The organism is Streptomyces subrutilus, from assembly GCF_008704535.1.
Lineage (GTDB): Bacteria > Actinomycetota > Actinomycetes > Streptomycetales > Streptomycetaceae > Streptomyces > Streptomyces subrutilus.
Window position 1 is genome coordinate 3,857,716 of the sequence record NZ_CP023701.1, and the last position, 22,367, is coordinate 3,880,082.

The window sequence follows — 22,367 nt, forward strand, 5'->3', positions numbered from 1 at the left end:
CGCGAGGTTCGCACCAGCGAAGGGGAGTAGTAAGAGTGGACGCTGTACAACAAGAGGCCACGGCGAGAGCCAGAGAGCTTCAGCGCAGTTGGTACGGGGAGCCGCTCGGAGCGCTCTTCCGCCGGCTCATAGATGACCTCGGCTTGAACCAGGCCCGCCTCGCCGCCGTCCTCGGACTGTCGGCGCCCATGCTCTCCCAGCTGATGAGCGGCCAGCGCGCCAAGATCGGCAACCCCGCCGTGGTCCAGCGGGTCCAGGCCCTCCAGGACCTCGCCGGCCAGGTGGCCGACGGAAGCGTCAGCGCCGCGGAGGCCACCGACCGGATGGACGAGATCAAGAAGACCCAGGGCGGCTCCGTCCTCAGCAACAGCGGTCAGACCACGGCCGGTTCCGGCGCCCCGACCGTCAAGCGGGTGGTCCGCGAGATCCAGTCGCTGCTGCGCTCGGTCTCCGCGGCCGGCGACATCATCGACGCGGCCGACTCCCTCGCCCCGAGCCATCCCGAACTGGCAGAGTTCCTCCGGGTCTACGGCGCGGGCCGCACCGCCGACGCCGTGGCCCACTACGAGGCCCACCAGAACTGACGCGCACGCGCACGGGCACGACGGGGGACGACGGGTGACGGGGGACGGGCGCAGCGATGGGTGAGGTCTTCGCCGGTCGGTACGAGCTGGCCGATCCGATCGGACGCGGCGGCGCGGGCGCCGTGTGGCGCGCCTGGGACCACCGGCGGCGCCGGTACGTCGCCGCGAAGGTGCTGCTCCAGAGCGACGCCCACACGCTCCTGCGCTTCGTGCGGGAGCAGGCGCTGCGCATCGACCACCCGCACGTCCTGGCCCCGGCCAGCTGGGCGGCCGACGACGACAAGGTCCTGTTCACCATGGCCCTGGTCGGCGGCGGCTCCCTGGGCCACGTGATCGGGGACTACGGCCCGCTCCCGCCCCGGTACGTCTGCACCCTGCTCGACCAGCTCCTGTCGGGACTGGCCGCGGTGCACGCGGAAGGCGTCGTGCACCGCGACATCAAACCGGCCAACATCCTGCTGGAGGCCACCGGAACCGGGCGGCCGCACCTGCGGCTGTCCGACTTCGGCATCTCGATGCGCAAGGGCGAGCCGCGGCTGACCGGGACCGACCTCGTGGTCGGGACGCCCGGCTACTTCGCCCCGGAACAACTGCTCGGCGCCGAGCCCGACTTCCCCGCCGACCTCTTCGCGACGGGACTGGTCGCCCTCTACCTCCTCCAGGGCCGCAGGCCCGACTCCCGGCGCCTCGTCGAGCACTTCCTCGCCCACGGCGCCCCCGGCGCCCCCGAGGGCGTGTCCGCGCCGCTCTGGGACGTCCTGGCGGCCCTCCTCCACCCGGACCCCCGGCACCGGTTCCAGACGGCCACGGGAGCGCGCAAGGCCCTCGCCGAGGCCGTCGAGCTGCTGCCCGCCGATCCGGACGGGGACCCGGTCGAGGTGTTCGACCAACTCGGCCCGCTCCCGGCCGGATTCGGCCCCGGAGGCCCGCTGGGCACCTCCGCCGTGACCCCCGGTGCGCGCACGCTCGCCACCGTGCCCGCCCCGCCCGCGCCGGCGGCCGCTCCCGCCCCGGACCGCGCGGCGGCGCGGCCCGACCCGCGCGCCACACCCCCGGACCGGGCCGCTCCGGCGCCCCCGTCCGCCCGAGGGGCGACCCCGGCGCCGCCCGCCGGGGCGACGGCCCCGCCGCCGACCGCCCCGCCCCCACCGGGCGCGTACGGCCCCTCGGAGACGGGCAGCTTCCACCTCCCGCCCCCGGCCGTGCCGGCTCCGGCCCCGCCCGCGCCCCGGAGCCGCGGCGTCGCCCCGCCCCCGGCCGGGGTGCAGGCGGCCCTGCTGCTCACGGCGCTGCTCTGCTACGCGGTGGGGGTCTGGGCCCTCATCCGGCTGCCGTAGCGGCCCGCCCGCGCCGGGCGAGCAGCAGCCAGCCGCCCAGCACCAGCAGCAGCAGGGTCCCCACGCCGAACCCGGCCCCCGCCACCACCCGCAGCACGGACCGGTCCGCGGCCGCCCGGGCCTCCTCGGGCGCGGTCAGCCCGCCCTCGGCGGCCGCCCGGTCACCGGCGCCGACCCCGAACCCGCCGGCGGCGGGGTCCTCCCGGTAGGCGGGCGCCTTCGCCGGGGTGCCGATGACGTCGGTCCGCAGGGTCAGCGGCACGGGCCGGGCGTCCTCGGTGAACTCGGCCACCTTCCCGCCCAGGGTGACGGCGAGGTAGTACCAGCCGGCGACCGACGCGTCCCGGACCGCCCGGTCCGAGGAGAAGCGGTTCTCGTAGGCGACGGGCGGGGTCTTGCCCAGGGTGGCCGCCGCCTGCTTGCCGTCGTACGGAGTGTCCTCGGACGCGACCAGGCTCCGGTACGGGCTGTAGAGCCTGACGGTCAGCCCGTCCGACGCGGAGCCGTACGGCTTGGTGAGCGCGGCCGCGGCCAGCTCCGCACCCGCGCCCAACTGCTGGCCCCAGTCCACCGGCACCCGGTAGTAGCGGGTCTGGCCCGGCCTCAGCTCGTCCCGCCACACCCCCGCGCCCAGCGCCCGCGCGTCGTTGAAGCCGGTGCCGCCCGAGCGGGGCACCGCGTCGGCTCCGGGCAGGACGGGAGCGCCCGAGGGCCAGGCGCTCGGCGCGGCCGTGGGACCGGCCGCGCCGCGACCGGGCTCGCGCTGCACCCGCAGCTCGACCGGCCACGCGCTCCGGTCGGAGCCCTTGGCCGCGGTCCGGGTCACCTTCGCGTAGTACGTCCCGGCCGTCGCGCAGTCGGCGTCCTCGCCGCCCCGGCGGACGCCCGCCGCGGCGAGCGGCACCGGGTCGCGGCCGAAGGAGGCGCGGCCGGCACTGCCCGGGCAGGTCCGCCCGGCGGTGGTCATGACCTCCACCTCGACGCCGTCGCCGTAGCCGACCACGGCGCCCGGCCCGGGCCGCACCACCGCGGAGACGTACACGTCGGACCGGTCCTGCTCCAGGACGAGCCGGTAGACGCGCTCACCGGGGCCGAGTTCGTCCGCGTAGACGCTCCCGGCCTCCAGGCGCGGGGCGTCCGCCGTGGAGGGCGTGCCCGTCACCCGGCGGGCCCCGTCGGCGGTCCGGTACGGGGGCAGCGGCTGCGGAGCCGCCCCCTGCGCGCACGCCGCGCCCGGCAGGACACCGGCCACGAGCCCCAGGGCCCCCGCCCCCACCAGCGCCGTTCTCCGCATCCGAGCCATCGCGTCCACCCCGAATTTGCCAGCGCAAGCAAAATCTTTGCGTACCAGAACTTTTCGTCACAGAGCAGCACGAAGCCCCGGCGGCAGCGGCAGCCGGGGCTTCGTGGGGATCAACCGTGGGTCTCACACACCGGAACCAGAGGGCACGGAGTCAGTTGCCTCCGTCCACAGGTCCTGCTCGGCGCGGTCCGCCTGGATCTGGCGGTACACGAGGAGCCCGCCGATGGCGGCCAGTGCGACCAGGAGCAGCTTCTTCACCGCGCGACCTCGTCTTTCGTTGACGTAGGGGACTTCTGGCGCCCAACAATACACACCGACCGATACCGATCGGTGACCTGGCAACCCGCCAACCGGCCCTACGCAGAAGACCCCCGGGCCTGGGGCCCGGGGGTCTTCGACACTGTGGGGCTAACAGGATTTGAACCTGTGGCCTCATCCTTATCAGGGATGCGCTCTAACCAACTGAGCTATAGCCCCATCCGCGCTGCGCGCTGACTCCTGAAGGTTAGCGCACAGACCCGGGAGGTCCAAAATCGGTTAACCGCGGGCGTAGCCGCAGGTCACTCGTCCTCGGCGAGCGTCAGCTCGACACCGCCGACGAAGCCCGCCGACAGGTTGTAGATGAACGAGCCGAGCGTGGCGAGCGCGGTCGCCAGCACCACGTTGATGGTGGCGATCACCGAGGAGAAGACCAGCACGCGCGGCAGCGACAGGAACGACTGGAGGTCGAACCCGTTGCTCTCGTTCGAGCCGGTCGCCTCGCTGATCGTGCCGCCGACGGTCGAGAAGACGCCCATGGCGTCCATCACCATCCACAGCACCACCGCGGCGACGATCGTGCAGATGCCCAGCGCGATCGACAGCAGGAAGCTGACCTTCATCACCGACCACGGGTCGGCCTTGGCCACCCGCAGCCGCGCCTTGCGCGTCCTGGGCGTCGTACGCGCCCCCGTGCGCGGGGCGCGCTGTGCGGCCGGCCCGCCGCCGCCCCGCGGCGCCCCCGGGCCCGGGGGCGCCGCGTAGGCCTGCGGCGGCTGGTACGGCTGTGCGACCCGTTCCTGGCCGGTGGCGGCTCCGCCGCCCGGCTGCGGTCCTCGGGTGTCCGTCACGGTTCCCCCCTGGGAGTCCGCGGCAGGGCCACGGGCACCGTTCGCTCCAGTCTTGGCCGGTCCGGCGCCCGTGGCTCCACTCACGACTTACTCCTCGTGCTCCCCGGCCGAGGGCTGCGTGCCCTCGGCGGCCTCGGCGGCCTGTCCGTCGGCCGCCTCGGTCCCGATCTCTGTCTCGATCTCGTCGACCTCGTCAGCTTCCTGACCGGCCTCGGCGTTCCGAGCGATGCCCACCACGGCATCGCGCTTGCCCAGGTTGATCAGCTGGACGCCCATGGTGTCACGGCCGGTCTCCCTGACTTCGTTGACGCGCGTACGAATCACACCACCGCCGAGCGTGATGGCAAGGATTTCGTCCGTTTCGTCCACAACGAGCGCTCCCACGAGCGACCCGCGGTCCTCCACGATCTTCGCGGCCTTGATGCCCAGACCGCCACGCCCCTGCACGCGGTACTCGTCGACCGGCGTCCGCTTGGCGTAGCCGCCGTCGGTCGCGGTGAAGACGAACGTACCGGGCCGGACCACGCTCATCGAGAGCAGCTCGTCGCCCTCGCGGAAGCTCATGCCCTTCACGCCCGAGGTCGCGCGGCCCATCGGGCGCAGTGCGTCGTCGGTCGCCGTGAAGCGGATCGACTGCGCCTTCTTGCTGATCAGCAGCAGGTCGTCCTCGGCGGACACCAGCTCGGCGCCGATCAGCTCGTCGTCGCCGCCGGCCTCCGTCTCGCGGAGGTTGATGGCGATGACACCACCCGAACGGGGCGAGTCGTAGTCCTTCAGCGCCGTCTTCTTCACCAGGCCGCCCTTGGTGGCCAGGATCAGGTACGGCGCCGCCTCGTAGTCGCGGATCGCGAGGATCTGGGCGATCTTCTCGTCCGGCTGGAAGGCCAGCAGGTTCGCCACGTGCTGGCCGCGGGCGTCGCGGCCGGCGTCCGGCAGCTCGTACGCCTTCGAACGGTAGACCCGGCCCTTGTTCGTGAAGAACAGCAGCCAGTGGTGCGTGGTGGAGACGAAGAAGTGGTCGACCAGGTCGTCCTGCTTCAGCTTCGTGCCCCGCACGCCCTTGCCGCCGCGCTTCTGCGACCGGTAGTCCTCGGTCTTGGTGCGCTTGACGTAACCGCCGTGGGTGATCGTGACGACGATGTCCTCTTCGGCGATCAGGTCCTCCATGGACATGTCGCCGTCGAAGGGCACCAGCTTGGAACGCCGGTCGTCGCCGAACTTCTCGACGATCGCGGCCAGTTCGTCGCTGACGATGGTGCGCTGGCGCTCTTCCGAGGCCAGGATCGCGTTGTACTCGTTGATCTTGGCCTGGAGCTCGTCGTGCTCGGCGACGATCTTCTGCCGCTCCAGGGCCGCCAGGCGGCGCAGCTGCATCTCCAGGATCGCGTTCGCCTGGATCTCGTCGATCGACAGCAGGCCCATCAGGCCCTCGCGGGCGATCTCGACCGTGTTGCTGCGCCGGATCAGCGCGATGACCTCGTCGATCGCGTCCAGCGCCTTGAGCAGGCCGCGCAGGATGTGCGCGCGCTCCTCCGCCTTGCGCAGGCGGAACTTGGTGCGCCGGACGATGACCTCGATCTGGTGCTGCACCCAGTGCCGGATGAACGCGTCGATCGACAGCGTGCGCGGCACGCCGTCCACCAGCGCCAGCATGTTCGCGCCGAAGTTCGTCTGGAGGTCCGTGTGCTTGTACAGGTTGTTCAGCACGACCTTGGCGACGGCGTCGCGCTTGAGCACGATCACCAGGCGCTGGCCGGTCCGCGAGGAGGTCTCGTCGCGGACGTCGGCGATCCCGCCGACCCTGCCGTCCTTCACCAGGTCGGCGATCTTCTGCGCCAGGTTGTCGGGGTTGGTCTGGTACGGCAGCTCCGTGACCACCAGGCACTGGCGGTTCTGGATCTCCTCGACCTCGACCACCGCGCGCATCGTGATGGAGCCGCGCCCGGTCCGGTACGCCTCCTCGATGCCCTTGCGTCCCACGACCAGGGCGCCCGAGGGGAAGTCCGGGCCCTTGATCCGCTCGATCAGGGCGTCCTGGAGCTCCTCGTGCGAGGCCTCCGGGTGCTCCAGCGCCCACTGGGCGCCGGACGCGACCTCGCGCAGGTTGTGCGGCGGGATGTTGGTGGCCATGCCGACCGCGATGCCGGCGCTGCCGTTGACCAGCAGGTTCGGGAAGCGCGCCGGCAGGACCGTGGGCTCCTGGTTGCGGCCGTCGTAGTTGTCCGTGAAGTCGACGGTCTCCTCGTCGATGTCCCGGAGCATCTCCATGGCCAGCGGCATCAGCTTGCACTCGGTGTAGCGCATCGCGGCGGCCGGGTCGTTGCCCGGGGAGCCGAAGTTGCCGTTGCTGTCCACCAGCGGCATGCGCAGCGACCACGGCTGGGCCAGGCGGACCAGGGCGTCGTAGATCGAGGAGTCGCCGTGCGGGTGGTAGGTGCCCATGACGTCGCCGACGACGCGGGCGCACTTGTAGAAGCCCTTCTCGGGCCGGTAGCCGCCGTCGTACATCGCGTACAGCACGCGGCGGTGGACCGGCTTGAGGCCGTCCCGCACGTCGGGCAGGGCGCGGGAGACGATGACGGACATCGCGTAGTCGAGGTAGGAGCGCTGCATCTCCGTCTCAAGCCCGACGGGCTCGATCCGCAGCACGGGCTGCTCCTCCGCGGGATTCTCGGCGGTGGGGGTGGTTTCGTCGGCCATTGCTGGTCAGAGGTCCTTTCAGGCGGTCAGCTGAGCCGACTCAGATGTCGAGGAAGCGAACGTCCTTGGCGTTGCGCTGGATGAAGGAGCGCCGGGCTTCGACGTCCTCGCCCATGAGCACCGAGAACAGGTCGTCGGCCTGCGCCGCGTCGTCCAGGGTGACCTGGCCGAGCACGCGGTGGTCCACGTCCATGGTGGTGATGCGCAGTTCCTCGGCGTTCATCTCGCCCAGACCCTTGAAGCGCTGGATCGAGTCTTCCCTGATCCGCTTGCCGTTCTGCTTGCCGAGCTCCACCAGGGCGTCGCGCTCGCGGTCGGAGTACGCGTACTCGAAGTCGTCCCGGCCCCACTTGATCTTGTAGAGCGGCGGACGGGAGAGGTACACGTGCCCGGCCTCGACCAGCGGCCGCATGAAGCGGAAGAGGAAGGTCAGCAGCAGGGTGTTGATGTGCTGGCCGTCGACGTCGGCGTCCGCCATCAGGATGATCTTGTGATAGCGGAGCTTCTCGATGTCGAAGTCCTCGTGCACGCCCGTGCCGAAGGCGCTGATCAGCGCCTGGACCTCGGTGTTCTGCAGGATCTTGTCGATCCGGGCCTTCTCGACGTTCAGGATCTTGCCGCGGATGGGCAGGATGGCCTGGTACATCGGGTTGCGGCCGGACTTGGCCGAGCCGCCGGCCGAGTCGCCCTCGACGATGAAGATCTCGCACTTGGTCGGGTCGTTCGACTGGCAGTCGGACAGCTTGCCCGGCAGCGAGGCGCTCTCCAGCAGGCCCTTGCGGCGGGTCAGGTCGCGGGCCTTGCGGGCGGCGACGCGCGCGGTGGCCGCCTGGATCGACTTGCGGATGATGTCCGCGGCCTCGACCGGGTTGCGGTCGAACCAGTCGTTCAGGTGCTCGTGCACGACCTTCTGCACGAAGGTCTTGGCCTCCGTGTTGCCCAGCTTGGTCTTGGTCTGGCCCTCGAACTGGGGCTCGCCCAGCTTGACCGAGATGATCGCCGTCAGACCCTCGCGGATGTCCTCGCCGGCGAGGTTGTCGTCCTTCTCGCGCAGCAGCTTCTTGTCGCGCGCGTAGCGGTTCACCAGACCGGTCAGCGCCGCACGGAAGCCCTCCTCGTGCGTACCGCCCTCGTGCGTGTGGATCGTGTTCGCGAAGGAGTAGACCCCCTCCGTGTACTGCGAGTTCCACTGCATCGCGATCTCGACCGAGAGCATGCGCTCCTTGTCCTCGGCCTCGACGTCGATGACGGTCGGGTGGATCATCTCGCCCTTGCGCGAGTTCAGGTACTTCACGAAGTCGACGATGCCGCCCTCGTAGTAGTACGTGACCGTGCGCGCCTTGTCGTCGTCGGCCTCTTCGGCCGAGTCCGCGCCCACCGTGGCCTTCGCCGACTCGCGCTCGTCCGTCAGCGAGAGCGTCAGGCCCTTGTTGAGGAAGGCCATCTCCTGGAAACGGCGCGAAAGGGTCTCGAACGAGTACTCGGTCGTCTCGAAGATGTCCGGGTCGGCCCAGAACGTGACCGAGGTGCCGGTCGCGGCCGTCTCCTCGTTCTGCTGGAGGGCAGCCGTCGGCGCACCGAGCTTGTAGTCCTGGGTCCAGCGGTAGCCGTCGCGCCGGACCTCGACCGCGACCTTGGTCGACAGGGCGTTCACGACGGAGACGCCGACGCCGTGCAGACCGCCGGAGACGGCGTAGCCGCCCCCGCCGAACTTGCCGCCCGCGTGGAGGACCGTCAGCACGACCTCCACGGCCGGCTTGCCCTCGGACGGCACGATGTCGACCGGGATGCCGCGGCCGTTGTCGACGACCTTGACCCCGCCGTCGGCGAGGATCGTCACGTCGATGGTGTCCGCGTGCCCGGCCAGCGCCTCGTCGACCGAGTTGTCGACGACCTCGTACACGAGGTGGTGCAGACCGCGCTCACCGGTGGAGCCGATGTACATGCCGGGCCGCTTGCGGACCGCGTCCAGGCCCTCGAGGACCTGGATCTGATTGCCGGTGTACTCGACGGGGTCACCGTTGTCGCCGGCTGTGGACTGGTTGTCGTTGGGGTTGCCGGAATCGGCCACGAAGCGCCCTTTCTGGCACAGCACAGGCCGTACTCCGGGCCAGCAGGCATGCGAGCGGGAGCGGCTGCGTCGATCTGCGTTTGTCAGCGATCCCGCAAGCGGGCGGGATTGGCTCCAGTCTACCGGTACCACGGACATGAATGGGGGTTTGCCGGTACCTGAGTACGCATGTGCCGCCCTGAACCCCTTCTGTCCGACTCCCCATATACGGGAAGGGGCTCAAAGAGGCTCACACGGGCACCCAGAGCTTCGACCTGTCAACCTCCGACTACCGTGAGGGACACCACCCGACACCACCCGACCGACCCCCACCGACGCCCGGCCGACGGCCCCGCCACGCCAGCCCCGCCGGCGTTCGAAGCCCGGTCCACTCCAGCCCCGCCGGAGCTTGAAGCCCGGTCCGCTCCAGCCCCGCCGGAGCTTGAAGCCCGGTCCGCTCCAGCCCCGCCGGCGTGTGAGCCCCGGGTCCCGGCGGAGCCGGGCTCACCCCACCGCACCCGCACCGGGATCCCGGCCGCGGCGACCACGACGACCACCGCACCCGGCACCGCGCAGCGGACCGGCAGTGGACCCGCACCCCGGATCAGCCGTACGTGTCCCCCGGCCCGGTACTCCCCGGCGCACGCCACGGCCCGTACCCCCGCGGCCGCCCGCCGGGCCCCCGCACCTTGATCATCCGTACCGTCCCCTGCCCCAGGTCCGCGTTCAGCCGCGCGACCAGCTGCGGGGCCAGCAGCTTCAGCTGCGCCGCCCACGCCGAGGAATCGCACCGCACGACCAGTTCACGGTCCTCGTAGCGCTCCGGTTCGCAGTGCGCGGCGATCTCCGGGCCGACGATCTCCGGCCAGCGCTCCATCACGCCCGCCACCGCCATCGGCATCTCCCAGCCGCGTTCCGTCCGCAGCCGGTCCAGCGCCGCCATCAGCGGCATCGGGTCGCGCCCGTCCGCACGCGCGCCCGAGCGCAGCCCCGGGTGCTGCTGCCGCCTGCGGCCGCCCGCGGCGTTGCCCCGGGCCCGGGCCTGCTCCCGCGCCGCCGCCAGTGCCTGCCGCGCCAGGTCCACGCCGGAGGGCTCCGGTGCCTTGCGCGCTTGATCGCCCTGGTCGTTCACAGCCGGGTCACCTCACCGCCGGACACCCCGAACCGCGCTCCCACCAGCGCTCCCGGGACGTCGTCGTCCACGGCCGCCGTCACCAGCACCTGCTCGCCCGGCGCCACCAGCTCCGCCAGCCGCTCGCGCCTGCGCACGTCCAGCTCCGCGAAGACGTCGTCCAGGATCAGCACCGGCTCGCTGCCCTCCGAGCGCAGCAGCTCGTAGGAGGCCAGCCGCAGGGCCAGCGCGTACGACCACGACTCGCCGTGGCTCGCGTACCCCTTCGCCGGCAGCTCCCCCAGCCGCAGCAGCAGGTCGTCGCGGTGCGGTCCGACCAGCGTCACGCCCCGTTCGATCTCCTGCTTGCGCACGTCCGCCAGGGCCGCGAGCAGCACCTCGTAGAGCGCCTCCCGGGTGCGGGCCGTCCCGTCGTCCACCCCTTCGCCCGCCGAGGAGCGGTACGCGAGGCCCAGCGGGCCGCCGCCGGGTGCGAGCTGCTCGTACGCCTTGTCCGCCAGCGGCAGCAGCGTCGCGATCAGGTCGAGGCGCTGGGCCAGCAGCTCGGCGCCCACGCGGGCGAGGTGCTGGTCCCACACGTCGAGGGTGGACAGGTCCATGGTGCGCCCGCCGTGCCGGCGGGCCAGGGCCGCGGACTTCAGCAGGGTGTTGCGCTGCTTGAGCACCCGCTCGTAGTCGGAGCGGACCGCCGCCATCCGCGGCGAGCGCGCGGTGACCAGTTCGTCGAGGAAGCGGCGGCGTTCCCCGGGGTCGCCCTTGACGAGCGCGAGGTCCTCCGGCGCGAACAGCACCGTGCGTACGATGCCCAGCACGTCCCGCGGCCGGACCTGCGAGGAGCGGTTGATCCGGGCCCGGTTCGCCCGGCCGGGGTTCAGCTCCAGCTCGACCAGCTGCCGGCGCTCGCCCTGGGTGACCGACGCGCGGACGATCGCCCGCTCCGCCCCCATCCGGACGAGCGGGGCGTCGGAGGAGACCCGGTGGCTGCCGAGCGTGGCCAGGTAGCCGATCGCCTCGACGAGGTTCGTCTTGCCCTGGCCGTTGGGGCCCACGAAAGCGGTGACGCCCGGGTCGAGGGGAACCTCGGCCCGGGCGTACGAGCGGAAGTCGGCCAACGAGAGATGCGAGACATGCATGACGGCGCCGACCTCCCCCGGCTTCCTGCTCCTGCTGTTACTGCGGTGAGCTGCTAGTTCTTCTCGACCGCGTGGCCGCCGAACTGGTTGCGCAGCGCGGCGATCATCTTCATCTGCGGGGAGTCGTCCTGGCGCGAGGCGAACCGCGCGAAGAGCGAGGCGGTGATCGCGGGCAGCGGCACGGCGTTGTCGATCGCCGCCTCCACCGTCCAGCGGCCCTCGCCCGAGTCCTGCGCGAAGCCGCGCAGCCGCTCCAGGTGCTCGTCCTCGTCGAGGGCGTTCACGGCCAGGTCCAGCAGCCAGGACCGGATGACGGTGCCTTCCTGCCAGGAGCGGAAGACCTCGCGGACGTCGGTGACCGAGTCCACCTTCTCCAGCAGCTCCCAGCCCTCGGCATAGGCCTGCATCATGGCGTACTCGATGCCGTTGTGGACCATCTTCGCGAAGTGGCCCGCGCCGACCTTGCCGGCGTGCACGGAGCCGAAGTCGCCTTCGGGCTTGAGGGCGTCGAAGACCGGCTGGACCCGGGCCACGTCCTCGGCGGAGCCGCCGTACATCAGGGCATAGCCGTTCGCCAGGCCCCAGACGCCGCCGGAGACGCCGCAGTCGACGAAACCGATGCCCTTGGCGGCCAGCTCGTCGGCGTGCTTCTCGTCGTCGGTCCAGCGCGAGTTCCCGCCGTCGACCACGACGTCGCCGGGCGAGAGGAGCTCGCCGAGCTCGTCGACGGTGGACTGGGTGGCCGCGCCCGCCGGGACCATCACCCACACCACGCGGGGGGCCTGCAGGCTGTCCACGAGCTCCCGGAGGCTGTGGACATCGGCGAGGTCCGGGTTGCGGTCGTATCCGATGACGGTGTGGCCTGCGCGGCGAATGCGCTCGCGCATGTTGCCGCCCATCTTGCCGAGACCGACGAGACCAAGCTCCATCAGGTGGTTCCTTAAGCGTTGTGGCCGTCTGTGCCGGGGGTCCCCTGCTTCCCGGAGACACCCCAGGCCCCGAGCCTACGCCGGGGCGGCCCGCCCGGCTCAACGGGGCGCGGGGGCCGCGCCGTGCGGTCCCGGGACCCGGCCGCCGGGGGGCGGAGCGGGTCCCGGGCCGTCGGCGCCGCGGGCGTCAGCCGGAGAGGCGCACCGGCATGATCAGGTACTTGTACGCCTCGTCGGCCTCGGCGTCGACGGCGGGGCGGCCGCTGAGCAGGGCCGGCTTGGTCGAGGTGGTGAAGCTCAGCTGGGCGGCGGGGGAGTCGATCGCGCTCAGGCCGTCCAGCAGGAAGGTCGGGTTGAAGGCGATGGAGATGTCGTCGCCCTCCAGCTTCGCGTCGACGCGCTCCACAGCCTGTGCGTCGTCGCTGGAACCGGCTTCGAGGATCAGCACGCCCTGCTCGAAGCTCAGCCGCACCGGGGTGTTGCGCTCGGCGACCAGGGCCACGCGCTTGACGGCCTCGACGAACGGGGCGGTCTCGATCACGGCGACGGAGTTGAACTCGGTCGGGAAGAGCGTGCGGTACTTCGGCAGGTCGCCTTCCAGGAGGCGGGTGGTGGTGCGGCGCCCGGCGCCCTCGAAGCCGATCAGGCCCTCGCCCTGGCCGGAGCCGGAGAGCGCCAGGGTGACGGTGTCACCGCTGGTCAGCGACTTGGCGGTGTCGAGGAGGGTCTTCGCCGGCACCAGCGCGACGGCGGAGGCCTCCGGGTCCTCGGGCTTCCACAGGAACTCGCGGACCGCGAAGCGGTAGCGGTCGGTGGAGGCCAGGGTGACGCGGTCGCCCTCGATCTCGATGCGGACGCCGGTCAGCACGGGCAGCGTGTCGTCGCGGCCCGCTGCGATGGCGACCTGCGCGGCGGCCGAGGCGAAGACCTCGCCGGGCACGGTGCCGGTCGCGGTCGGCATCTGCGGCAGCGCCGGGTACTCCTCCACGGGCAGGGTGTGGAGGGTGAACCGGGAGGATCCGCAGACCACGGTCGCCCGTACACCGTCTGTGGAAATCTCCACCGGCCGGTTGGGGAGGGCGCGGCAGATGTCGGCGAGCAGCCGTCCGGAGACCAGGACCGTGCCGTCCTCCTCCACGTCCGCCTCGACGGAGACCCGCGCCGAGACCTCGTAGTCGAAGCCGGACAGGCTCAGCTTGCCCTCCTCGGCCTTCAGCAGAAGGCCCGCGAGAACGGGCACCGGCGGCCGGGCCGGGAGGCTGCGGGCCGTCCAGGCCACCGCCTCCGCGAGTACGTCGCGCTCCACCCGGATCTTCACCGGAACCGCCTCCTGCTGTTGCTCGCTCGTCTTGCCGGCCTTCGTCGTCGGCTCGTCGATGCCTCGACCGATGCCGGGGACCAGTCTGACGTACGGCGCCGACAGCCGCTGCGGCCGGCGGTCAAGTCGGGAGCGGGGAGTCGGGACGGTCCACCGACGAGTTGTGCACAGGGCCTGCTTGAAAACCGAATCCGGCCTGACTCTGTATGGGAGTAGTAGTAGGGGCTGTGGATACAGTGGATAACCCCGTTTTCCCAGGTCAGCACGCGTTTTTTATCCACCGGCCCTGTGGGTGGCACCCGTGGACAACCCGGTGCTCCTGTGGAGAACGAAAAGTTCTGCACAGCCCGTCCCCAGGAAGGCCCCACTACTCCACAGGTGTGTCCCCAGCTTTTCCCCACTACTCCACAAGCCAAACGTCTACATCCGTGTGACCGCTTTCACTCGGGGCGGTGATCGGGGGTGGCGCGTTGCCGAACAGTGGACAACGGTGTGGAGAAGCCCCCGCATCCTGTGCACAGGATGCGAGAACCTGTGGGTCGCCGGTGGACAGAGCCGTGGACGGTGCTGTGGACGAATATTTTGTCCACAGCCTGTGGATGACGCTTGCGCACAATTCCACAGGGGTCTGAACTGCCCTGATGGTCCCTCACCCCGTACGCCTGTGGACAGATTGTGGATGACGGAACGCGTCCCCAGGCTGTGGACGGAAGAAAGTCCGCGAATCTGTGGATGACTTGCTCCCGCGGGGGCGTATTCGAACAGGTCAGAGGCGCGCGAACGACGAAGGGCGCCCCCGTGACGACCCGGGAGCGCCCTCTGAACACGCGTGAAGGGGCCCTGGAGCGGCTCCCGACGAGCCGGCTCAGGCGTTCTTGATGCGGTTGGTGAGCTCCGTGACCTGGTTGTAGATGGAGCGCCGCTCGGCCATCAGGGCGCGGATCTTGCGGTCCGCGTGCATGACCGTCGTGTGGTCCCGGCCGCCGAACTGGGCCCCGATCTTGGGCAGCGAGAGGTCCGTGAGCTCCCGGCACAGGTACATGGCGATCTGCCGGGCGGTGACCAGGACCCGGCTGCGCGAGGACCCGCACAGGTCGTCCACGGTCAGGCCGAAGTAGTCGGCGGTGGCCGCCATGATGTCGGAGGCGGTGATCTCGGGCGCGCTGTCCTCGCCGCCCGGGATCAGGTTCTTCAGGACGTCCTCGGTCAGGCCGAGGTCGACCGGCTGCCGGTTCAGGCTCGCGAAGGCCGTGACCCGGATCAGCGCCCCCTCCAGCTCGCGGATGTTGCGCGAGATGCGGGAGGCGATGAACTCCAGTACCTCCGGAGGGGCGTTGAGCTGCTCCTGGACGGCCTTCTTGCGCAGGATCGCGATCCGGGTCTCCAGCTCGGGCGGCTGGACGTCGGTGATCAGGCCCCACTCGAAGCGGTTGCGGAGCCGGTCCTCCAGGGTGACCAGCTGCTTGGGCGGCCGGTCGGAGGAGAGCACGATCTGCTTGTTGGCGTTGTGGAGCGTGTTGAAGGTGTGGAAGAACTCCTCCTGCGTCGACTCCTTGCTCGCGAGGAACTGGATGTCGTCGACGAGCAGGATGTCCATCTCGCGGTACCGCTTGCGGAAGGCGTCGCCCTTGCCGTCGCGGATGGAGTTGATGAACTCGTTGGTGAACTCCTCGGAGCTCACGTACCGCACCCGGGTGCCGGGGTACAGGCTCCGCGCGTAGTGCCCGATCGCGTGCAGCAGGTGCGTCTTGCCCAGGCCCGACTCCCCGTAGATGAACAGGGGGTTGTACGCCTTGGCGGGAGCCTCGGCCACCGCGACCGCCGCGGCGTGCGCGAAGCGGTTGGAGGCGCCGATGACGAAGGTGTCGAAGAGGTACTTGGGGTTCAGCCGGGCGGTCGGTTCCAGCGGGCCCGGCGCCGAACCCCCGGACGGCGCGGGCGCCGCGGGCCGGCCCGGCGCCTGGCGCTGCGCCGGCTGCTGGTCGTACGGGTGGGACTGCTGCTGCTCGTACTGGTGGGAGGACCGCGACGGCGGGGACTCGTACGGAGACTGCTCGTACTTCTGCTGCTCGTAGGAGCCCTGGTCGTAGCCGGAGGGCTCGGACTGCTGGAGGTAGCCCGGCTGCGGGGAGGCGTAGGGGTCGCGCTCGGGGAAGCCGCCGAGGCGCGGCTGCTGCCAGCCGTAGTCGTCCTGCTGCCCGCCGCGCGGCCAGGAGCCGGGCTCGGGGCGCTGCTGCTGGTAGTCCGGGTAGGCGGGCCGGCCGGTGGGCAGCTGGTCGTCGCCGGGACCCCCGCCGGGGCGCTGGCCGCCGTACGGCTCGTACGCGTCCCGCTGCTGGCCGGAGGAGGGGCCGGGCGCGGGCTCGCCGGCGGAGTCGTCCACGGTGATGGCGATCCGGATCGGACGGCCGCACTCGCGGCTCAGCGCGTCGCTGATCAGCGGGGCGAGGCGGCCTTCGAGGACGCGCTTGCCCCATTCGTTGGGGACGGCGAGCAGCGCGGTGTCGGCGACCAGTGCCAGGGGCTGGCACCGCTCCACCCACTGCTTGTCCTTGGGCTCGATACCCGGCTGTCCCTCCCCGAGGAGCTTTTCGAGCACCCTTGGCCACACTGCGGCAAGATCGGCAGGTACGTCAGCCACAGAGCACGCTCTCTCACAGGGAGTCCCACGAATGTGTGGTTCTTTGGGACGGTCGGGACGAAAAATCCGGGATCAGACAACGGTAGTCAGGGCGGCGGGTACGGTTCAAGTCGTTGTCCACAGCCTGTGCACAGTGTGGGGCACCGTAGGCTCGGTTTGACCGGATGGCGTAGCCGCGCGTACCGTAACGAGGTCGAGTTGTCGATGGCTGCTGCCGCCTGCCTACCGATGGGCGAAGGTCACTGATAGTGATCATTTAGCGGTGCCACTCGGGCGAACACGCGAATTTCCTTCGTGGGCGCACGGTGACAGCCAGGCGATGTCCCGCCACAACGATTCATTCTCTGGAGCCCCCGAGTGAGCAAGCGCACCTTCCAGCCGAACAACCGCCGTCGTGCCAAGACCCACGGCTTCCGTCTCCGGATGCGTACCCGTGCCGGTCGCGCGATCCTCGCGAACCGTCGTGGCAAGGGCCGCGCCGCCCTTTCCGCGTAACCACAAGCCGGTCGTGACGTCGTGCTGTCTCCCGAACATCGGCTGAGGCGGCGCGAGGACTTCGCGAGCGCGGTACGCCGAGGTCGTCGGGCTGGTCGCCCGCTCCTCGTCGTCCACCTACGTACAAGCGGTGCAACGGACCCGCACGAGTCGGGGGAGACTGATCCCTCGACGCGTGCGGGTTTCGTCGTCAGCAAGGCCGTCGGCAACGCCGTCGTCCGTAACCGGGTGAAGCGCCGTCTGCGCCATCTTGTCCGCGAGCGGCTGTCCCAGCTGCCCGCCGGTAGCCTGGTGGTGGTGCGTGCGTTGCCCGGAGCGGGCGACGCCGGCCACGACGAACTGGCCCGGGACCTGGATGCCGCACTGACGCGGCTCCTGGGAGGCGTGGCTCGATGAAGTACCCGCTGCTCGCTTTGATCAAGCTGTACCAGTGGACCATCAGTCCGCTGCTCGGGCCGGTGTGCCGCTACTACCCGTCGTGTTCGCGCTACGGGTACGCGGCCATCGACCGGCATGGTGCGGTGAAGGGGACGGTTCTGACCGCCTGGCGGATTCTGCGGTGCAATCCGTGGTCCCCGGGCGGTGTGGATCATGTCCCACCCCGGAAACGCCCGCGTTGGCACGAGCAGCTGCGCAGTGCGTTGCGTAGATCTCGCCATGCTCAAGGAGCCTGATTAGTGGACACGATTGCAGGTCTGTTCAGCTTTATCACCACGCCCGTGTCGTGGATCATCGTCCAGTTCCACACGCTGTACGGGGCGATCTTCGGCGCGGACAGTGGATGGGCCTGGGGCCTGTCCATCGTGTCCCTGGTGGTCTTGATCCGTATCTGCCTGATCCCGCTCTTCGTGAAGCAGATCAAGGCGACACGGGGCATGCAGGCGCTCCAGCCGAAGATGAAGGCGATCCAGGAGCGCTACAAGAACGACAAGCAGCGCCAGTCCGAAGAGATGATGAAGCTGTACAAGGAGACGGGTACCAACCCGCTCTCCTCGTGCCTCCCCATCCTGGCGCAGTCCCCGTTCTTCTTCGCGCTCTACCACGTGCTCGCGGCCATCGCCAACGGCAAGGAGATCGGCTACATCGACGGCCCGCTGCTGGCCAGCGCCCGTCAGGCCCACATCTTCGGGGCGCCGCTCGCGGCCAAGTTCACGGACAGCGCCGAGAAGGTCGCCTCCCTGAACGCCTCGATCACCGATGTGCGCGTCGTCACCGCCATCATGATCATCCTGATGTCGCTGTCGCAGTTCTACACGCAGCGCCAGCTGATGCAGAAGAACGTGGACCTCTCGGTCAAGACGCCCTTCATGCAGCAGCAGAAGATGCTGATGTACATCTTCCCGGTGATCTTCGCCGTCATGGGCATCAACTTCCCCGTCGGTGTCCTCGTCTACTGGCTGACCACCAACCTGTGGACCATGGGTCAGCAGATGTACGTGATCAACCAGAACCCGACGCCGGGCAGCAAGGCCCAGGACCAGTACCTCACCCGCCTGCTGAAGCACGTCGGCTCCCACGGTGACGTCAAGGGGCGGAGCAAGAAGAAGATCGTCGCGGCGATCGTGGCCAAGGGCCCGGACCGCAACGACAACGAGCGCAAGTTCATCGCGGCCCTGACGAAGCAGGGTCTGGCCGCCCAGGCCGACGGCTCTGTGGTCAAGAGCGTCGAGGCCACGGCGGACGCGGACGCGGCGAGCGGTGGTGCGGCCAAGCGGCAGCAGCCCAAGCGGCAGTCGAAGTCCCAGCGTCACACGCCCAGCAAGCCCTCTCCCAAGAAGTAAGAAGGAGCCCCTCCCGTGACGGAAGGCACCACCACCGCTGCCGCCGAGGGTGGCGACACCCTGACCCGCCTTGAGCAGGAGGGCGAGATCGCGGCCGACTACCTCGAGGGTCTGCTGGACATCGCCGACCTGGACGGCGACATCGACATGGACGTCGAGGCCGATCGTGCCGCGGTGTCGATCGTCGGAGACTCGTCCGGCCGCGGTCTGGAGAAGCTCGTCGGTCGTGACGGCGAGGTCCTGGAAGCGCTGCAGGAACTGACCCGCCTCGCCGTCCACCGGGAGACCGGGGACCGCAGCCGGCTGATGCTGGACATCGGCGGGTTCCGGGCGAAGAAGCGCGAGGAGCTGGCCGCGCTGGGAGCCCAGGCGGCGGCGGACGTGAAGGCGTCCGGCGAGCCCCTGAAGCTGGCGCCCATGACGCCGTTCGAGCGGAAGGTCGTCCACGACGCCGTGGCGGCCGCTGGTCTGCGGAGCGAGTCCGAGGGCGAGGAGCCGCAGCGCTTCGTCGTAGTGCTTCCGGCCTGATCGGCAGCACGAGTGGTCGGCCCCGTCTGTGTCGCAGGCGGGGCCGATGTTTGTCAGCCTGGCATGTGAACGACGCAGCATCGTGAAGACGTGGTTCTTCAGAACCATGCGGTACGGAAGGACGGTCCCCGTGACGGAGGCAGCTGAGCTTCCCCCGGCGCCTGAAGAGGCGCGCGCGGTGTTCGGTGAGTTTTTCCCGGAAGCTGTGCGGTACGCGGAGCTGCTGGCGGACGCGGGAGTCAAGCGGGGCCTGATCGGGCCGCGCGAGGTGCCGCGGCTGTGGGAGCGGCATCTGCTGAACTGCGCTGTGCTGTCGGAAGTGGTGCCCCGGAACGTCACCGTGTGCGACGTGGGCTCGGGTGCCGGCCTGCCCGGCATCCCGCTCGCCCTGGTGCGCCGGGACCTCAAGATCACCCTGCTGGAACCCCTGCTCCGGCGGACGACCTTCCTCCAGGAAGTGGTGGAGCTGCTCGGCCTGGACCACGTCACGGTGGTGCGCGGGCGGGCCGAGGAGGTCCTCGGCAAGCTCCAGCCGGTGCATGTGGTGACGGCGCGCGCGGTCGCCCCGCTGGACCGGTTGGCGGGCTGGGGCGTGCCCCTGCTCCGTCCGTACGGGGAGATGCTGGCGCTCAAGGGGGACACGGCCGACGAGGAGCTGGTGGCGGCCAAGGCCGCGCTGACGAAGCTCGGCGTCGTGAAGACCTCGGTGCTCCAGGTGGGCGAGGGCGTCGTGGACCCGCTGTCCACGGTGGTCCGCGTCGAGGTCGGCGAGAGCCCCGGCGGGGTGAGGTTCGCGGCCAAGCGGGCCAAGGCGGCCCGGGTGGGACGCGTGCGCCGGCGGCGCTGATCACGGCGACGCGCGGGACCTGCGGGGAGATTTCGCCCGAGTTGGGACCTATGGGCAGGGATGCCGGAGTGTCGTGGAGGCCCGGAGACTCCGTCCGGGCATCGTGTTTCACGTGAAACGTCGCTCTCTGCTGCACGGAATCATCAGCCGCGGTCGTGCGGCCGCGTCCCCCCGCCACGCCAAGGACGCGAGGGGGACGGAGTTGTCCACAACGGTGGATTCATCCACAGGAGTACGGGCCCCGCTGGTTCGCGACCCCGGTGACATGGCAGGCTCTGTTCATCGCGAGCCTGATGCCGAGGAGAGTGACACCGTGCGGTCCGACGCCAACCTCGCGGGGCCGATGGCCGATCCGGTCCCCGGTCCCCGCTCTGAAGCGGCGGGCGAGGATGTTTCACGTGAAACATCGCCTCCGCCCCTGGTAGACAACGACACCCCCATCGGCCGGTCGGCCCAGCTGGCCGTGGAGGCACTGGGGCGCGCCGGTGAGGGTCTTCCGCGGCCGGACCAGACCCGGGTCATGGTGGTCGCCAACCAGAAGGGCGGGGTGGGCAAGACCACCACGACCGTCAACCTGGCGGCCTCGCTGGCCCTGCACGGGGCGCGGGTCCTGGTGATCGACCTCGACCCCCAGGGCAACGCCTCCACCGCACTGGGCATCGACCACCACGCGGACGTGCCGTCGATCTACGACGTGCTCGTCGACAGCCGGCCGCTGCTGGAGGTCGTCCAGCCGGTGGTGGACGTCGAGGGCCTGTTCTGCGCTCCCGCCACCATCGACCTGGCGGGCGCCGAGATCGAGCTGGTCTCGCTCGTCGCCCGTGAGAGCCGGCTCCAGCGGGCGATCCAGGCCTACGAGCAGCCGCTCGACTACATCCTGATCGACTGCCCGCCGTCCCTCGGGCTGCTGACCGTGAACGCCATGGTGGCGGGCGCGGAGGTGCTGATCCCCATCCAGTGCGAGTACTACGCGCTGGAGGGGCTGGGGCAGCTGCTGCGCAATGTCGACCTGGTGCGGGCCCACCTGAACCCGGCGCTGCACGTGTCGACGATCCTGCTGACCATGTACGACGGCCGGACCAGGCTGGCGTCGCAGGTGGCGGAGGAGGTGCGCAGCCACTTCGGCAAGGAGGTGCTGCGCACGAGCATCCCGCGATCGGTGCGCATTTCCGAGGCGCCGAGCTACGGCCAGACGGTCCTCACCTACGACCCCGGTTCCAGCGGTTCGCTCTCCTACCTGGAGGCGGCCCGGGAGATCGCGTATCGCGGGGTGGGCATGCAGTACGACGCCCGGCAGGCCCATCTGGGCGCGGGCACGAAGAGCACGCAGAGCGTGGCGGAGGGGATCATCCAATGAGTGAGCGACGTAGGGGTCTGGGGCGGGGGCTCGGTGCGCTGATTCCCGCGGCCCCGCAGGAGAAGACGCCGCCGGTGATCGGTGGCGGGTCGGCGTCCGCCTCGGCGGTGCCGGTGCTGACCTCGGAGCGGGGGGTGGCGGCGGCCAAGTTCGCGGCGCTGGCCCAGGCCGATGTTTCACGTGAAACATCGCGCGCCGAGGCCGCGCCGGCGAGCGAGCCGGAGCCGGCGGCGCCGGAGCCGCAGGGAGTGGCGGGGGCTACCTTCGCGGAGCTCGCGATGGACTCGATCACCCCGAACCCGCGGCAGCCCCGCGAGGTGTTCGACGAGGACGCCCTCGCCGAGCTCGTGACCTCCATCCAGGAGGTGGGCCTGCTCCAGCCGGTGGTCGTGCGCCAGGCGGCCCCCGGCCGCTACGAGCTGATCATGGGTGAGCGGCGCTGGCGGGCCTGCCGGGAAGCCGGGCTGGAGACCATTCCGGCGATCATCCGGGCGACGGACGACGAGAAGCTTCTGCTGGACGCGCTGCTGGAGAACCTGCACCGGGCGCAGCTCAACCCGCTGGAGGAGGCCGCGGCCTACGACCAGCTGCTCCAGGACTTCAACTGCACGCACGACCAGCTGGCGGACCGGATCGGGCGTTCGCGGCCGCAGGTGTCCAACACGCTGCGGCTGCTGAAGCTGTCGCCGTCGGTCCAGCGCCGGGTGGCGGCGGGCGTGCTGTCGGCGGGGCACGCCCGTGCGCTGCTGTCGGTGGACGACTCCGAGGAGCAGGACCGGCTGGCGCACCGGATCGTGGCCGAGGGGCTCTCCGTGCGGGCGGTCGAGGAGATCGTGACGCTGATGGCCTCGGATCCGTCGAGCCCGGTGAAGCCCAAGGGTCCGCGGGCCGGTGCCCGGGTGGCTCCGGCGCTCAACGAGCTGGCGACGCGCCTGTCGGACCGGTTCGATACGCGGGTGAAGGTGGATCTGGGCCAGAAGAAGGGCAAGATCACCGTCGAGTTCGCGTCGATGGAGGACCTGGAGCGGATCCTGGGAACGCTGGCCCCGGGCGAGGGCCGCGTGCTGGAACAGGGTCCGTCCGGGGAGTGAGCGCGGGCGGGTGACCGCGGCCCGTGAGGGGC

Annotated in this window: 20 protein-coding genes and 1 tRNA gene; 10 read left to right on the forward strand and 11 right to left on the reverse strand. The window is 70.6% G+C overall.

Annotation, left to right across the window (positions count from 1 at the left end; genetic code table 11):
- Positions 1 to 35 precede the first annotated feature (35 nt).
- Together CP968_RS16840 and CP968_RS16845 are read left to right on the forward strand one after the other, a co-directional pair.
- A complete protein-coding gene (locus tag CP968_RS16840; RefSeq protein WP_150518806.1) occupies positions 36 to 584 on the forward strand; it encodes a helix-turn-helix domain-containing protein in 549 nt (182 codons plus the stop codon).
- A 56-nt stretch (positions 585 to 640) separates the two neighbouring features.
- Positions 641 to 1,921 (forward strand): serine/threonine-protein kinase, encoded by a 1,281-nt coding sequence (locus tag CP968_RS16845; RefSeq protein WP_150518807.1) that lies wholly within the window; start codon positions 641 to 643, stop codon positions 1,919 to 1,921.
- Here CP968_RS16845 and CP968_RS16850 read toward each other — a convergent pair.
- The 11 genes from CP968_RS16850 to dnaA all read right to left on the reverse strand — a co-directional run bounded on the left by CP968_RS16850 (position 1,905) and on the right by dnaA (position 16,236).
- Complete coding sequence (locus CP968_RS16850) at positions 1,905 to 3,215, reverse strand: hypothetical protein (RefSeq protein ID WP_229886396.1); 1,311 nt, start codon at positions 3,213 to 3,215, stop codon at positions 1,905 to 1,907. The two genes, CP968_RS16845 and CP968_RS16850, sit on opposite strands and share 17 nt — an antisense overlap.
- A gap of 132 nt (positions 3,216 to 3,347) precedes the next feature.
- Positions 3,348 to 3,482: a DLW-39 family protein gene (locus CP968_RS34410; RefSeq protein ID WP_208809277.1), complete on the reverse strand. Its 135-nt coding sequence runs from the start codon at positions 3,480 to 3,482 to the stop codon at positions 3,348 to 3,350.
- 145 nt (positions 3,483 to 3,627) lie between these two features.
- Positions 3,628 to 3,701: transfer RNA gene (locus CP968_RS16860), tRNA-Ile, on the reverse strand.
- 83 nt (positions 3,702 to 3,784) lie between these two features.
- Positions 3,785 to 4,333 (reverse strand): DUF3566 domain-containing protein, encoded by a 549-nt coding sequence (locus CP968_RS16865; protein ID WP_189828905.1) that lies wholly within the window; start codon positions 4,331 to 4,333, stop codon positions 3,785 to 3,787.
- Between the two features lie 87 nt (positions 4,334 to 4,420).
- A complete protein-coding gene (gene gyrA / locus CP968_RS16870; protein WP_150518810.1) occupies positions 4,421 to 7,033 on the reverse strand; it encodes a DNA gyrase subunit A in 2,613 nt (870 codons plus the stop codon).
- 40 nt (positions 7,034 to 7,073) lie between these two features.
- On the reverse strand, positions 7,074 to 9,128 hold the full coding sequence (gyrB, locus tag CP968_RS16875; RefSeq protein ID WP_150518811.1) for a DNA topoisomerase (ATP-hydrolyzing) subunit B: 2,055 nt from the start codon (positions 9,126 to 9,128) through the stop codon (positions 7,074 to 7,076).
- Between the two features lie 559 nt (positions 9,129 to 9,687).
- On the reverse strand, positions 9,688 to 10,215 hold the full coding sequence (locus tag CP968_RS16880) for a DciA family protein (RefSeq protein ID WP_150518812.1): 528 nt from the start codon (positions 10,213 to 10,215) through the stop codon (positions 9,688 to 9,690).
- Complete coding sequence (gene recF / locus CP968_RS16885) at positions 10,212 to 11,348, reverse strand: DNA replication/repair protein RecF (RefSeq protein ID WP_150518813.1); 1,137 nt, start codon at positions 11,346 to 11,348, stop codon at positions 10,212 to 10,214. Before recF ends, CP968_RS16880 begins: the two co-directional genes overlap by 4 nt.
- A 53-nt stretch (positions 11,349 to 11,401) precedes the next feature.
- Entirely contained in the window at positions 11,402 to 12,277 is an 876-nt protein-coding gene (gene gnd / locus CP968_RS16890; protein ID WP_150518814.1) for a phosphogluconate dehydrogenase (NAD(+)-dependent, decarboxylating), read from the reverse strand.
- Positions 12,278 to 12,464: 187 nt separating this feature from the next.
- Positions 12,465 to 13,595: a DNA polymerase III subunit beta gene (gene dnaN, locus CP968_RS16895; RefSeq protein WP_150518815.1), complete on the reverse strand. Its 1,131-nt coding sequence runs from the start codon at positions 13,593 to 13,595 to the stop codon at positions 12,465 to 12,467.
- Between the two features lie 865 nt (positions 13,596 to 14,460).
- On the reverse strand, positions 14,461 to 16,236 hold the full coding sequence (gene dnaA, locus CP968_RS16905) for a chromosomal replication initiator protein DnaA (RefSeq protein ID WP_150518816.1): 1,776 nt from the start codon (positions 16,234 to 16,236) through the stop codon (positions 14,461 to 14,463).
- A gap of 357 nt (positions 16,237 to 16,593) precedes the next feature.
- Between dnaA and rpmH the strand changes: the two genes are divergently transcribed.
- The 8 genes from rpmH (at position 16,594) to CP968_RS16945 (ending at position 22,335) form a co-directional block, all read left to right on the forward strand.
- Complete coding sequence (gene rpmH, locus CP968_RS16910; RefSeq protein ID WP_008741645.1) at positions 16,594 to 16,731, forward strand: 50S ribosomal protein L34; 138 nt, start codon at positions 16,594 to 16,596, stop codon at positions 16,729 to 16,731.
- A 21-nt stretch (positions 16,732 to 16,752) separates the two neighbouring features.
- Positions 16,753 to 17,127 (forward strand): ribonuclease P protein component, encoded by a 375-nt coding sequence (rnpA, locus tag CP968_RS16915; RefSeq protein ID WP_150518817.1) that lies wholly within the window; start codon positions 16,753 to 16,755, stop codon positions 17,125 to 17,127.
- Positions 17,124 to 17,405, forward strand: a complete 282-nt coding sequence (gene yidD / locus CP968_RS16920) for a membrane protein insertion efficiency factor YidD (protein ID WP_150518818.1) — start codon at positions 17,124 to 17,126, stop codon at positions 17,403 to 17,405. The genes rnpA and yidD overlap by 4 nt, the downstream gene beginning before the upstream one ends.
- Positions 17,406 to 17,408: 3 nt before the next feature.
- The gene (yidC, locus tag CP968_RS16925) at positions 17,409 to 18,512 is read left to right on the forward strand and encodes a membrane protein insertase YidC (RefSeq protein ID WP_150518819.1); all 1,104 of its coding nucleotides are present in this window, start codon (positions 17,409 to 17,411) and stop codon (positions 18,510 to 18,512) included.
- A gap of 15 nt (positions 18,513 to 18,527) precedes the next feature.
- Positions 18,528 to 19,040: a Jag family protein gene (locus CP968_RS16930; RefSeq protein WP_150518820.1), complete on the forward strand. Its 513-nt coding sequence runs from the start codon at positions 18,528 to 18,530 to the stop codon at positions 19,038 to 19,040.
- A 106-nt stretch (positions 19,041 to 19,146) separates the two neighbouring features.
- Positions 19,147 to 19,887: a 16S rRNA (guanine(527)-N(7))-methyltransferase RsmG gene (rsmG, locus tag CP968_RS16935; RefSeq protein WP_150518821.1), complete on the forward strand. Its 741-nt coding sequence runs from the start codon at positions 19,147 to 19,149 to the stop codon at positions 19,885 to 19,887.
- A gap of 265 nt (positions 19,888 to 20,152) precedes the next feature.
- Positions 20,153 to 21,244 (forward strand): ParA family protein, encoded by a 1,092-nt coding sequence (locus CP968_RS16940; protein ID WP_150518822.1) that lies wholly within the window; start codon positions 20,153 to 20,155, stop codon positions 21,242 to 21,244.
- The gene (locus CP968_RS16945) at positions 21,241 to 22,335 is read left to right on the forward strand and encodes a ParB/RepB/Spo0J family partition protein (protein ID WP_150518823.1); all 1,095 of its coding nucleotides are present in this window, start codon (positions 21,241 to 21,243) and stop codon (positions 22,333 to 22,335) included. Before CP968_RS16940 ends, CP968_RS16945 begins: the two co-directional genes overlap by 4 nt.
- Positions 22,336 to 22,367 lie beyond the last annotated feature (32 nt).

Excerpts from the sequence above, each read along its gene's own strand:
- gnd (WP_150518814.1), bottom strand. The coding sequence starts at position 12,277 with ATGGAGCTTGGTCTCGTCGGTCTCGGCAAGATGGGCGGCAACATGCGC.
- rsmG (WP_150518821.1), top strand. The coding sequence starts at position 19,147 with ATGCGGTACGGAAGGACGGTCCCCGTGACGGAGGCAGCTGAGCTTCCC.
- CP968_RS16940 (WP_150518822.1), top strand. The coding sequence starts at position 20,153 with ATGGCAGGCTCTGTTCATCGCGAGCCTGATGCCGAGGAGAGTGACACC.
- yidD (WP_150518818.1), top strand. The coding sequence starts at position 17,124 with ATGAAGTACCCGCTGCTCGCTTTGATCAAGCTGTACCAGTGGACCATC.
- CP968_RS16850 (WP_229886396.1), bottom strand. The coding sequence starts at position 3,215 with ATGCGGAGAACGGCGCTGGTGGGGGCGGGGGCCCTGGGGCTCGTGGCC.
- CP968_RS16845 (WP_150518807.1), top strand. The coding sequence starts at position 641 with ATGGGTGAGGTCTTCGCCGGTCGGTACGAGCTGGCCGATCCGATCGGA.
- recF (WP_150518813.1), bottom strand. The coding sequence starts at position 11,348 with ATGCATGTCTCGCATCTCTCGTTGGCCGACTTCCGCTCGTACGCCCGG.
- gyrA (WP_150518810.1), bottom strand. The coding sequence starts at position 7,033 with ATGGCCGACGAAACCACCCCCACCGCCGAGAATCCCGCGGAGGAGCAG.
- CP968_RS16945 (WP_150518823.1), top strand. The coding sequence starts at position 21,241 with ATGAGTGAGCGACGTAGGGGTCTGGGGCGGGGGCTCGGTGCGCTGATT.